Genomic DNA, 12,357 nt, shown 5'->3' with positions numbered 1-12,357 from the left:
AGGAGTCGCTTGTGTTTGATGTAGCCACCACTCTGGCCCAACTCAGTACCGAAGAAAAAGTCCGGTTGTTGTGCGGAAAAGACGCCTGGCACCTGCATGGCATCGAGCGCCTGGGCATTCCCGCCATTACCCTGACCGACGGCCCTCATGGCGTTCGGTTAAGCGAATCCCAGGCATTGGATAATTCAGCGTTGCCAGCCACGGTGTTTCCGGTCGAGGCCGCCATGGCCGCTAGCTGGAACCCGGAGTTGCTGGAGCAAGTGGCCGCAGCCATCGGCGAAGAATGCCAGTCAATGGACGTCGGCATCCTGCTCGGTCCTGGTGTGAACGGAAAGCGTACGCCCCTGGGCGGTCGCAACTTCGAGTACTTTTCGGAAGACCCGTTTCTGTCAGGGGCCATGGCCAGCGCCTTTGTGCGGGGTATCCAGTCGCGCGGCGTAGGCGCCTGCCTGAAGCATTTTGCCGGCAATGAACAGGAAACCCGCCGCTTTCTGATCAATGCCGACATCGACGAGCGCACCTTGCAGGAGCTCTACATTGAGCCGTTCGCCAAGGTCCTTCGTGAGAACCCACCCTGGACAATGATGGGGGCCTATAACGCGGTCAACGGCGAACACGCCTGCCAGTCTGCCGACTTGTTACAGCGTATTCTGCGCAATCAGCTGGGCTACGATGGCCTGGTGATGTCTGACTGGGTGGCGGTCAAAGACAAAGCCGCCTCGCACATCAACGGACTGGACCTGGAAATGCCTGGCCCGGGTGAGCGCGATGCGCAATTGCATGACGCTTTGACCGATGGCCGCCTCGGCGAAGCCGAACTCGACAGGCGTGTGGCGCGCGTACTGACCCTGATCAAACAGGTGTTGGATCAGAACCGAACCGTCACGGTTGAATGGCCAGCGCACCATGAACTCGCCACCCAACTGGCGGTTGAGTCGATGGTGCTGTTAAAAAATGACTCGAATCAGTTGCCACTGTCGCCGGGCAAACGCTTGGTTGTGATCGGTGACTTTGCCCGGAACCCGAGGTTTCAGGGGGGTGGCAGTTCACACATGACGCCCCACCAGCTCAGCACCCCGCTGGACGCCATCGGACAGCGTGCTGAGGTGGTGTTTGCTGATGGATATACCGAAACCCGGGTGACGCCAGAACAGCTGGAAGCCGCGATCAGGGCCGCCACCGAGGCAGACCAGGTGGTCCTGTTGACCGGCACAACCGATTCGATGGAAAGCGAGGGCTTCGACCGGGCCGATATGAAACTGGCACCGGATCACCTGATGCTGATCAGCGCCATCGCCGATGCCAACCCCAATCTAACCCTGGTGCTGCACACCGGCTCGGCCATTGAAACCCGCCAGTTCGAGCATCAGGTTCCTGCCATTCTGCAAGCCTGGTTACCCGGCGAAGGCGGCGGCGAAGCCCTGGCCCGCATTCTGTTTGGCGAAACCAGCCCCAGTGGCAAACTGAGTGAAACCTTTCCGGTGCGCCTGGAACATAACCCGACCTTTGAAACCTTTCCCGGCACCAAAGACACCGTTGAGTACCGTGAAGGCATTTTTACCGGATATCGGTTTTACGACACCAAGGCGCTGCCCGTGCAGTACCCTTTCGGCCACGGGCTGAGCTACAGCCAGTTTACGCTGGCCGATCTGAACTACCACAGCAAACAACGCCAGGTCAGTTTCAGCATCACCAATCAGGGGCCCGCCGAGGGAGCCGAAGTCGTCCAACTGTACATTCATGATGAAGCGAGCACCTACCAGCGTCCGGTTCACGAACTCAAAGCCTTTCGGAAAATCAGGCTGGTACCCGGAGAAAAACGCACGATCACGCTGCCACTGGACGAACATGCCTTCGCCTACTTTGTTCCGCACCTGGGCCGTTTTGCAGAGGAAAGTGGCCGGTTCGAATTGCGCCTGGGGTTTTCTTCCCGGGATATCAGGCTGACCACCTGGGTGACTCTCGAATCCGACACCGATGTCCGGCTTCTCCCAACGCTGGATGACACCGTTAAAGATTGGCTCAGTGACAGCCGCACCGCCCCCATTCTGCAACAAGAACTGGACCGGCTGCAGTTTACCGATGCGCACCCCATGTTTGGCATAGCGCTCGGTTTTCCGATTCCTCAGTTGATTCAGTTTATTCCGCATATGGGGTACGGTGAGCAGGATGCCCGTGACGTGCTCGACGCGTTACAACAACAATGGCACCAGATCAAAACGCCGGATTGATTCCGGCGTACATTCTATCATCAGCCTTCTCGCCGATAGGTCCCAACCAGCCGGTTCATGCCAATAATGTTGGGTTCGATTCTCTCCAGTAATTGCCACAGGGTCAGATCCGGTGCATAGCGTTCCTGAGTGTCCAGTGCCAGCACCCAGAAATAATACCGGTGGGTGCCGTGTCCTTCCGGTGGCATGGGCCCACCGTATTCGGAACGGCCAAAATTGTTCTGACCAGCGGTGCCAAGGTCACTGCCAGCGGCCAGTCCGGTCACAGTGCCTGGCAAGTTATACAAGACCCAGTGTACAAAACCGTAGTTACCATTAGACGACACCAGCGGTGCGTCCGGGTCATGGCAAATGACGGCAAAAGACTGGGTTCCTTCCGGTACCTGATCCCAGCTCAACGCGGGCGACCGGTCTGCCCCCTCGCCCGTGCAATCGCGGGGAATGACGCCATCGGCCGGAAAGTCGGAACTGGTTAAGGTCATGGGCGAAAGTGCAAATGGCATGAATAAACCTCCTAGCAGTGTTTTGAAGAGGGTTTGGGCCAGGATGGCACTGAACGCCTCTTGCGTAACAACCTGTACACCCTTGCAAACCACAGGGGTTCCGGTCAATCAAACCTTGGTCGAAGACTGCGCTCCTGTTGACTGCTCGGCTTGGCAGTATAGTCGCAGGGTAAATGAACCGTCACTTCAAGACCGCCTTGTGGATGATCACACAACGTCAACTCGCCTCCATGACCATGCACGATGCTTTGTGCAATACCCAGCCCAAGCCCCATACCACCGGCATTGCGTGCCTGGCCATGCGCTAACCGGGTGTAGGGTTTGAATAGTTGGCCAAGGTCAGTTGCGCCCAGGCCCGGTCCGCTATCGCGAATACGCACGACCGCCTGCCCCCGTTCAACGGCCAGGGTGATCACGGCCTCGTCCCCGTAAAAGACCGCATTGTCGATCAGATTGGTCAGGCACCGTTTTAACGCCAGGGGCTTGCCCACCACTTCCAGTGGCGCCATCTGCTGCACCAAAACCCGGTGCCCGCCCAGCTGCTTTTCACTGGCTATTCTGTTGATCAACGTGCCCAGTTCAATGATTTTGGGGTCTTCGTGAATGTCCGAATCGCGCACGGTTTGAAGCGCGCCTTTGACCATGATATCGAGCTCCTCAAGATCCTCCTCCAGTGACAATCGCAATGCCTCGTCTTCGATCAGCTCTGTTTGCAAACGCAACCGGGTGATGGGCGTGCGCAGATCATGTGAAATAGCGGCAAACAGACGCTCTCTGTCATCCAGGTAACGCTGAATGCGCAACTCCATCGCCGAGAACGCTTCGGCAGTCGCATCAAGTTCGCGCATGCCTGATTCAATAAGCGGTTCATGGGCGACTCCGCGACCAAATGAATCGGCCGCATCGGCCAGCCGCCTTAGGGGCCGGGTTTGCCAGCGAACAAACCAGAAACCCAACACCCCAACCGCCATCAGAGTCACCCCCAGAGACCACCACCGCTCACGCGTAAGCACCCGGTTTTTATCGAGGATATAGGGGTCGGGCAGCAAGGTTGCCAAATACAGCCATTCACCGCTGGGCAGTGGTACCTGTACGGTGAGTATGGGTGCCGGTTCCGGCTCAAGAATCAGGCTTTGACGAATCCAGCGTATCGGAATGTCAGCGATGGGCACCCGCTGATCATACACGCGCACTTCTTCGGGTAAGGCGAGAGCCAGCTGGACTCCACTTTGACCCAGATCGGCTGTCAGCTGGCCCTCTATTGCAACCAGAAAAGCCTCTTTCAGCGGGGCTGAAAACGAACTTTCGTCGATCACCCTTTGTTGGTTGACGCTCATAAAAAGTCGACTGCCACCCACCTCTCGTTGCTGATCGATCACAATGGGTCGCACGTTATCGGGTAAGGCTTGAAAATAGCGTATGGTGGCGGCCAGGGTAATGGCCAGATACTGGGCATTTTCCGCTACCCGGTTGCGGCTGTCGCTGTCCAGTTGACCCGCCCAGATCAGACTGGTCATTATCTGGGCCACGCAGACACCCGATAACATCACCAACAGCAGGCGAGCAAACAGCGAACGGGGTAACCATTGCCAGGCGCTGTTCACAATGCCCCCGCCGAGCCATCGGGCCTATGGTTAAAGCGCTCAACCTCAGCGGTAAACACATACCCCTGATTGCGTACGGTTTGAATGAGTTGTCCGTTTCGACCGGTATCTCCCAGACAGGTTCGCAACCGACTGATCTGTACATCCAGATAGCGATCCAGCGGGCCAGGGTCTCGCCCGCGTGTCGCCTTCATCAAAAAGCTGCGTGACAAGACACCACCGGCCTGATCCAGAAACAGAACAAGCATCTGATAGTCCGCTGCGCTGAGGGTGATGCTCTGGCCCGTGGGCAACTGCAGCGAACGCTCCAGGGAATCCAGAAGGTAATGACGAAACCGGTAGAATCGCCCGCCTTCGTTAGCGGACTGGGCCGGTTCGTATCGTCGATGGATGGCCTTGATGCGCGCCAGCAGTTCGCGCGGACTGAACGGTTTGGCAATGTAATCATCCGCACCCATTTCAAGGCCGACAACCCGATCGGTTTCTTCGGCATTGGCGGTCAGCATGATAATCGGCACGTCGGATGCGGTGCGCAGTTTCTGACATACACTGAAACCATCCTGACCCGGCAACATGATATCAAGCACGACCAGGGAGACCTCTTTGCTGCGTGTCTCAAATTCAGCCAGAAAGGTTTCACCGTCCGCTGCGGCGTATACCTGATAATTATTTTTCTCAAGATAGGTTTTCAGTAGTTCACGAATTTTATAATCATCATCAACCACATAAATGTGTTTAGGCGCTTTCATTTCAGGGCCCTCAGCGTTTGTGCCAATTGAATCGCCGCCAGTTCGGGGGTCATTCGCTCTTCGTTAAAGAAACGATGGACGATTTCAAAAACAGCATCTTCGGATTCCGGCGACATCGCCATTGAATGCGCAATACTCGGTGCCAGCAGCCCCTGCTGGCTCGCCTGCCCGAACACATAGTGAGACGCCCGTGAACAATCGTCGAACGCGCCAACCGGTATGTCCATTCGAGCCGGGATGGTGCCTTTAGCCCGGCTAAAATCGCGTTGAATAGCCGGTGACAAGAGCGTATCAATAAACGTAGACATCGGAATGGACCCAGGCTGATCGTGAAACATCACGAAGGTGTCGATACTGTACAGGTGCTGCTCATTGGTTCCTGGAACGGGCAGGCACAGATAGTCTTCTCCGGGGACCAGCCCCCAGGCACTGAATTCGCCTTTCACCCAATCGCCCATGATTTGAATGGCGGCCTCTCCGTCGGCTACAAGACGACTGGCTTGCTGCCATTCACGATGGTTGATTCCCGGGTCCATCAACAATTTCAGCTCGCGCAATTGTTGAAACGCTGCGACCACGTGCGGGTCGGTCAGGGCCTGTTCATCGCGATCGACAAAATACTTCCGGTAAAACCCGGCTCCTGCCTGACTGAGCAAGACGATCTCAAACAGTGTGGCGTTCTGCCAGGGTTCGTTGCCGTGAGCCAGGGGAATGATGCCCGCATCGCGCAAAATCGGCGCTGACGATTCCAACTGGCTCCAGGTCGTTGGCAATGGAATGTCGAGGCGCTCAAACACCCTGGGATTCAGCCACATCCAGTTGATGCGATGAATGCTCAAAGGGATCGCAACGGTTTGCCCCTGCAGCCGTATCAATTCATTGATAACCGGGTAAAACAGTGCCGTATTGTTCAGTTCAGCATGATCCAGCGGACTCAAAAAACCCAGTTGCGCCCAGTGTTGAATATCAGGCCCGATAATCTGGGCTGCTCCGGGTGGTGACCGGTCAATAACACGAGCCTTGAGTACCGCCATGGCTGAATCTCCACCTCCGCCCCGTACCGGATAATCGATCCAGTTCACGCCGCTGGCGGCCAACCCTTCCTTGAGCACAGTTGCGGAGCGCTGTTCGCCACTGGAAGTCCACCAGTGCAACACCTCAATGGATCGCATCGCAGAGGCCATCGTCGAATGGCCGACAGTCACCATGCACAGAAAAGAAAGTACCAGGCACACTTTCACATTGTTCATCATTATTATTCGGTTCAAACCTGCCGGAATCTTACCTTACTCTGTCTCCAATATTTCTATCAAATTCTTACCGGGAACTATCCCACCCTATGATCAACCGCGCTTTGTAACCTCCCGAAAGGACTGGCATGTCAATACCTTTCACATAAACCACCCATAAATCAATTTGTTAGATCGCCGCCTCTCACCTTTCGCAATAACCGATACCTGTTTTCCGGTAAGACGGCCGTTCGTCATACAGTCATGACACTGGATTCAACTTACCGGAGCATCCAGTACCCCCCTCAATACCAACAAGAAGAGGAAGTAACATGCTGTCGCCAAAACCCGCCCTGTCACTGACTGCGGCCATTCTCACACTCAGTCTCGCTGCCGAGGCGCAAACGCTGTCCATCGAAAGCTGGCGAGTCGACGACAAAGATCTCTGGGAAGATGTGCTGATCCCGGCATTCAATCAGCAACACCCTGACATCGAGATCAGTTTCAATCCGACATCGCCTACCGAGTACGACTCATCGTTGAATGCGCGCATGCAAGCCGGAACAGCCGGTGACCTGGTCATTTGCCGGCCCTTTGATGTGTCACTGAACCTCTACCGCCAGGGTCATCTCATGAACCTCAGCGGTTTACCGGGACTGGACCACTATCAGGACTTTGCCAAGCGCGCCTGGAGTACTGACGATGGCGCAACCTCCTTTTGCCTGCCCATGGCTTCTGTCATTCACGGCTTTTTCTACAACAAGGACATTTTCAACGAGTTAAACCTTGAGCCGCCACATACGCTGGATGAGTTCCATGACGTACTGGAAACGGTGAAATCGGAATCCCGTTACACGCCCATCGCCCTGGGTACCAATGACCAGTGGGAAGCCAACCAGATCGTCTTTACCAACATCGGCCCCAACTTCTGGCAAGGCGAGGCGGGCCGCCTGGCACTGATCAGTGGCGATGCAACGTTTACCGACGCGCCCTACGTGGCTGCCTGGGAAGAAATGGCACGCTGGAGTGACTATATGGGGCGCGGCTACCCGGCTCAGACCTACGGTGATTCACAAAACCTGTTCGCGCTGGGTCGTGCGGCGATCTACCCAACGGGGAGCTGGGACACGTCCTATTTTAACGACCAGGCGAGTTTTGAGTTTGGGGCGTTCAAACCACCCGTTCCCGCTGCCGGTGACTCGTGCTATATCTCCGACCACACCGACATGGGGATCGGCATTAACCCGAATTCGGACAACCCGGAAGCGGCAAAAGCCTTTCTGAACTGGGTTGCCAGTGCTGACTTTGCCGACCTGTTTACCAATGAGGTCACCGGCTTCTTTTCATTGTCAAACCATCCGGTTGACGTGAACGACCCGGTTGCCGCTGAAATGATCGGCTGGCGTGATCAATGCGATTCCACCATTCGCCTGAATGCCCAGGTCATGAATCGTGGCACGCCTAACATGGAACAGGAATTGTGGATCGTCAGCAGCCAGGTATTAAACGGCGAAATAACGCCGCAAGACGCGGCCGAACGCATCCAGGCTGGCTTTGCTCAATGGTATGAACCTCAGCCTGACTGATCGGGCTGTTTTGAGGGCGTCTTTCTACAGCGAGACGCTCTCCTTTTTACCAGCCTCCCAGTTCTATCCCGGCCGGTTCCTACGCACACCTTCCACACGGTTCATGTAACACACCGAGGTTAGCATTCATGCAACGCGCATTTCCCTGGCATCTGATCTTTTTTCTGGCTCCGGCGGTTCTCATCTATACCGTCTTTAGTGCCTACCCATTGTTCGACACCCTCAGACTGAGTTTTTTTACCGACAGCGACAGTGGCGAGCGCAGCTTTTCCGGGCTGAGTAATTTTGCAACGCTGCTGGGTAACGCTGTCTGGTCCGGGGCATTCTGGAATGCCATGTGGAACAACACCCAGTTTTTTCTGATTCACTTGCTGGTCCAAAACCCTATTGGTTTGGGCCTGGCAGCCCTGCTGAGCCTCAAAGGTCTTAGCGGTGCCCGCACCTACCGGACACTGATATTTCTACCGACTCTGTTATCCGTCGTCATTATTGGTTTTATCTGGCAATTGATTCTAAGCCCGCTGTGGGGCGTGTCGGAAAACTTCCTGTATGCACTGGGGCTGGGTCAGTTCTTTGATGCCTGGCTTGGCAAGGAAAGCTCCGCGCTGATCACGCTCTCCCTGATCTCCGTCTGGCAATTCATCGGCATTCCCATGATGCTGATTTACGCAAGCTTGCTGTCGATACCCGATGAGTTACTGGAGGCAGCAAAAGTCGATGGTGCTTCACCACTTCGGATATTCTGGCGGATCAAAATCCCCCTGATTTTGCCCACCCTGGGGCTGGTGACCATTCTGACTTTTGTTGGAAACTTCAATACCTTCGAGTTGGTCTATGCCGTCAAGGGCGCGCTGGCAGGCCCTGATTATTCAACCGACATCATGGGCACTTTTTTCTACCGGACGTTCTTTGGCTACCAGTCGCAACTGGGCAGCGCCACCATGGGTGCCACCGTCGCTACCATGATGTTCCTGGTCATTCTGATGGGGGTCATGGCCTATTTCTACCTCATTCAACGCCGCCTGACCCGCTACCAGTTATAAGGAGCCACGCATGACACCGTCTTATCGATATCAGGAGAAAGCCCGGATGGGCCTGGTCCATCTGGCCTTGCTGGGTTATACCCTGATTGCGCTGTTTCCCATCGCGCTGGTCATCATCAATTCGTTTAAATCCCGGTCAGCGATCTTCAATGACCCGCTCGCCCTGCCGGACACCACCAGCTTTACCCTGATCGGCTACACCAAGGTACTGCAAGAGTCCGACATCTTGCTGTATTTCGGCAACAGCCTGCTGGTAACGGTGATTCCGCTGTTTCTGGTTCTGCTCTTTGGCGCCATGGCTGCCTGGGCTTTAAGTGAATACCGCTTTCGCGGCAGTCGGCTACTGGCCCTGTTTCTCGCCATGGGCATCATGGTGCCCATCCGGCTGGGCACGGTCAGTATTCTGGAAACGATGGTGACGTTGAACCTGGTGAACACTCATATGGCCCTCATACTGGTCTATACCGCCATGGGGCTGCCGCTGGCCATCTTCATTCTGACTGAGTTCATCGGCCAGGTGCCCAACGAGCTAAAAGAGGCCGCACGTTGCGATGGCATCAGCGAGATTCGACTGTTTTTTCAGATCATACTGCCTCTGGTTCGGCCAGCGGTGGCAACGGTAGCCGTCTTCACCATGGTGCCGATGTGGAACGACCTGTGGTTTCCCCTGATCCTGGCACCGGGTGACGCCACCAGAACCATACAACTGGGCGTGCAACAATTCATTGGCCAGTATGCAACCGACTGGAATTCGGTTCTGGCAGCACTGTCTCTGGCCGTCTTGCCGATTCTTGTGTTGTATGTGTTTTTCTCTCAGCAGCTGATCAGCGGACTGACGTCAGGGGCGGTTAAGTAGATCGACCGATGACCGTTTCGGTCGCGCCTGTTATTATCGGCGGCCTGTGTTTTAAGGTCGCTTCATGATGAAACCCTTTGATATTGCGATTGTCGGCGGTGGCCTGGTGGGCCTGACCCTGGTGCGTGCGCTGCAACCGGCACTCACTGCCGGTGCACGTTTGGTCGTGATTGACCCGGCACCCAAACCGACCCATCAGGCGCCACAATCACCCAGTTTTGATGACCGGGCTACCGCTCTGTCTGCTTACTCTTGCCTGGCCCTGAGCCGACTGGGACTGGGAGAGCCGGTTGAGCGCTACAGCAGCGCCATTCGCTGGATTGAGGTCAGCGACAGGGGGCACGCTGGCTACCAGGTGATGGATGCCGCCCATCACTCAGACGGTGCCTTTGGTCGGGTTATCGCCAATGCTGCCCTCGGGCAGATACTGTGGCAAGGTGTTCAGTCATTGCCTGGCGCGGACTGGTATTTCGGCACCCGGGTACAGCAGATCAAACCGGGACAGACAAACAGCACCCTCAAGCTCGACAATGGTGAAACCCTGTCGGCACGTCTGATCATCCTGTGCGATGGCGGGCGCTCGCCTTTGACCGAACAGTTGGGCATAGGGCACACACAACGTAACTACAATGCCCGTGCCGTCATTGCCACTGCCCGAACCGAGCAGCCTCATGCCGGCAGGGCCTATGAGCGGTTCACAGAATCCGGCCCCATCGCTCTGTTGCCCTTCGGAGATTTCTCAGCCCTGGTCTGGACCATACCCGCACGCCTGGAAAAGCGGTTTCAGGCATTGAACGAAAATGATCGCCTGACCCTGTTGAATCAGCACTTCGGACAACGCCTGGGCCGAATCACCGAACTGGGCCCGCTGACCGGCTACCCGCTGCAGCGTCGCACCGCTACTGAACTGGTTCGACATCGGTTGCTGGTATTGGGCAATGCAGCAGCGACACTGCACCCGGTCGCCGGACAAGGCTTTAACCTGGCCTTGCGCAGCGTCTTGCGCACCGCCACCGTATTGAATCAGCACCTGATTCTGGGCGAAGACGCCGGTGCCATCGGGCCGCTGCATGCTCTGGCCGCCGCCATTCAAGCCGACCAGTCGGTCACCGCCGGCTTTTCCGACACCCTGGTGCGCAGCTTTGGGTCAGCCCGACCCTGGTTGCAACTCGGTCGCACCCTGGGCTTGAATGCACTGGACCGGCACCCTCTACTGGGACGCAGCTTTGCACTGGCCAGCATGGGTTTGCTGCAAGGTGCCCCTTTACCACACCCGGAACCCACCCTGGCCACCGATGGACTGATGTCACCATGACCCAAACTTCGCACGACTCTGCGCGCACCGCTTACGACATTCTGATTGTGGGTGGCGGCATGGTTGGCCTGGCGCTGGCCATAGACAGCGCCCGTCAGGGCTTGGCCACATTGGTGGTGGAACAGGAGCTGCCCGAGCCCGAAACACCGGTTGCCGGGGTGTATTCACCCCGGGTCAGCGCGATCAGCCGACAAAGCCGGGACTGGCTGACCGCTATGGGCGTCTGGCAACACCTGCCGGCCAAACGCCCCTGCGCTTATCACGAAATGAAGGTCTGGGACCGTCTGGGTCAGGGCCGTATCGGTTTTCATGCTGATGAAGTGCAAGCCGATAATCTCGGCCATATCATTGAAAACCGCTGGTTGATCAGTGCCTTGTGGCACCAGGCTGAACACACCCCGGGTCTGACTGTGCTGGCAGGCCGAACGGTGCAGCACTGGTCCCTTCAAGGTGAACAGGTACAGGCCAGGCTGAGCGATGACACTACTGCGACTGCGTCGGTATTGGCAGCCTGTGATGGCCGTTTCTCGACCATTCGACGCGAAGCGGGCATGGCCACCCGGGAGTGGGACTACCAGCAAAAGGCCATCGTCACCACCGTACGCCATCGCCAGCCTCACCGGGGTGTTGCGCACCAGGTCTTTCTGGATACGGGTCCACTCGCCTTTCTCCCGCTGCAGGATGAAACCGGCGACCAGCAGGCCAGCTCCATCGTCTGGAGTGTCGACAACGATGCCGTGCAAACACTGCTCGACCTGCCCAAAGCGGACTTCCTGACGGCCCTGAACCGGGCCTTCGAAAACACGCTTGGGGAGCTGACTGACTGCGACCCGCGCTTCAGTTTTCCGCTGCAACAAATGCACAGCAAACACTACATTGCCCCGCGCCTGGCGTTGGTCGGCGATGCCGCGCACGCCCTGCACCCGCTGGCTGGCCAGGGGGTCAACCTGGGGTTTCAGGATGCCGCTGCGCTGGCGGCAGAATGGCACCGGGCCCATCAGCGTGGCGAAGACCCGGGCAGTGAGCGCACACTGCGCCGCTATCAGCGCCAGCGTCAGGGCCACAACCTGGCTGCCATGGCTGCTATGGAGGGGTTCAAGCGTTTGTATGGCAGCGATAACCCACTGGCTGTACTGGGCCGCAACTGGGGCATGAGCCAACTGAACCGGCTGCCTCTGGTCAAACGCCCACTGATCAGCACTGCTCTGGGTCGCCCCCGAGCCAGTTGACAGGGGCTCGCT

10 protein-coding genes are annotated in these 12,357 nt (G+C 56.9%); 6 read left to right on the top strand and 4 right to left on the bottom strand.

Annotated elements, in window-relative coordinates; all coding sequences use genetic code 11:
* The first annotated feature begins 11 nt into the window (after positions 1–11).
* Positions 12–2,231 (top strand): beta-glucosidase, encoded by a 2,220-nt coding sequence (locus G565_RS0100495; protein ID WP_028669225.1) that lies wholly within the window; start codon positions 12–14, stop codon positions 2,229–2,231.
* A gap of 20 nt (positions 2,232–2,251) precedes the next feature.
* On the opposite strand, the gene G565_RS0100490 is transcribed toward G565_RS0100495, so the two are convergent.
* The 4 genes from G565_RS0100490 to G565_RS0100475 form a co-directional block, all read right to left on the bottom strand.
* Complete coding sequence (locus G565_RS0100490; protein ID WP_028669224.1) at positions 2,252–2,734, bottom strand: YbhB/YbcL family Raf kinase inhibitor-like protein; 483 nt, start codon at positions 2,732–2,734, stop codon at positions 2,252–2,254.
* Between the two features lie 104 nt (positions 2,735–2,838).
* A complete protein-coding gene (locus G565_RS22340) occupies positions 2,839–4,338 on the bottom strand; it encodes an ATP-binding protein (protein ID WP_211227104.1) in 1,500 nt (499 codons plus the stop codon).
* Positions 4,335–5,087 carry a response regulator gene (locus G565_RS0100480; protein ID WP_028669223.1) on the bottom strand — a complete coding sequence of 251 codons (753 nt, stop codon included), beginning with the start codon at positions 5,085–5,087 and terminating at the stop codon, positions 4,335–4,337. Before G565_RS0100480 ends, G565_RS22340 begins: the two co-directional genes overlap by 4 nt.
* Entirely contained in the window at positions 5,084–6,340 is a 1,257-nt protein-coding gene (locus G565_RS0100475) for an ABC transporter substrate-binding protein (RefSeq protein WP_084649146.1), read from the bottom strand. The genes G565_RS0100480 and G565_RS0100475 overlap by 4 nt, the downstream gene beginning before the upstream one ends.
* A 308-nt stretch (positions 6,341–6,648) precedes the next feature.
* Here G565_RS0100475 and G565_RS0100470 point away from each other — a divergent pair, with 308 nt between their 5' ends.
* The 5 genes from G565_RS0100470 (at position 6,649) to G565_RS0100450 (ending at position 12,345) form a co-directional block, all read left to right on the top strand.
* The gene (locus tag G565_RS0100470; protein ID WP_028669221.1) at positions 6,649–7,902 is read left to right on the top strand and encodes an ABC transporter substrate-binding protein; all 1,254 of its coding nucleotides are present in this window, start codon (positions 6,649–6,651) and stop codon (positions 7,900–7,902) included.
* A 128-nt stretch (positions 7,903–8,030) separates the two neighbouring features.
* On the top strand, positions 8,031–8,945 hold the full coding sequence (locus G565_RS0100465) for a carbohydrate ABC transporter permease (protein WP_028669220.1): 915 nt from the start codon (positions 8,031–8,033) through the stop codon (positions 8,943–8,945).
* Between the two features lie 10 nt (positions 8,946–8,955).
* On the top strand, positions 8,956–9,801 hold the full coding sequence (locus G565_RS0100460; protein WP_051207037.1) for a carbohydrate ABC transporter permease: 846 nt from the start codon (positions 8,956–8,958) through the stop codon (positions 9,799–9,801).
* Between the two features lie 64 nt (positions 9,802–9,865).
* Positions 9,866–11,116 (top strand): FAD-dependent monooxygenase, encoded by a 1,251-nt coding sequence (locus G565_RS22335; RefSeq protein WP_051207036.1) that lies wholly within the window; start codon positions 9,866–9,868, stop codon positions 11,114–11,116.
* Positions 11,113–12,345 (top strand): UbiH/UbiF/VisC/COQ6 family ubiquinone biosynthesis hydroxylase, encoded by a 1,233-nt coding sequence (locus tag G565_RS0100450; protein WP_028669218.1) that lies wholly within the window; start codon positions 11,113–11,115, stop codon positions 12,343–12,345. The genes G565_RS22335 and G565_RS0100450 overlap by 4 nt, the downstream gene beginning before the upstream one ends.
* The last annotated feature ends 12 nt before the right edge of the window (positions 12,346–12,357 follow it).

It is taken from the genome of Saccharospirillum impatiens DSM 12546, from assembly GCF_000423605.1.
Lineage (GTDB): Bacteria > Pseudomonadota > Gammaproteobacteria > Pseudomonadales > Natronospirillaceae > Saccharospirillum > Saccharospirillum impatiens.
This window is presented reverse-complemented; position numbering and strand designations above follow the sequence as displayed.

Bases quoted from the DNA above. Each gene is read 5' to 3' on its own strand.
- G565_RS0100490 (WP_028669224.1), bottom strand. From the start codon at position 2,734: ATGCCATTTGCACTTTCGCCCATGACCTTAACCAGTTCCGACTTTCCG.
- G565_RS0100480 (WP_028669223.1), bottom strand. From the start codon at position 5,087: ATGAAAGCGCCTAAACACATTTATGTGGTTGATGATGATTATAAAATT.
- G565_RS0100475 (WP_084649146.1), bottom strand. From the start codon at position 6,340: ATGATGAACAATGTGAAAGTGTGCCTGGTACTTTCTTTTCTGTGCATG.
- G565_RS0100470 (WP_028669221.1), top strand. From the start codon at position 6,649: ATGCTGTCGCCAAAACCCGCCCTGTCACTGACTGCGGCCATTCTCACA.
- G565_RS0100465 (WP_028669220.1), top strand. From the start codon at position 8,031: ATGCAACGCGCATTTCCCTGGCATCTGATCTTTTTTCTGGCTCCGGCG.
- G565_RS0100460 (WP_051207037.1), top strand. From the start codon at position 8,956: ATGACACCGTCTTATCGATATCAGGAGAAAGCCCGGATGGGCCTGGTC.
- G565_RS22335 (WP_051207036.1), top strand. From the start codon at position 9,866: ATGATGAAACCCTTTGATATTGCGATTGTCGGCGGTGGCCTGGTGGGC.
- G565_RS0100450 (WP_028669218.1), top strand. From the start codon at position 11,113: ATGACCCAAACTTCGCACGACTCTGCGCGCACCGCTTACGACATTCTG.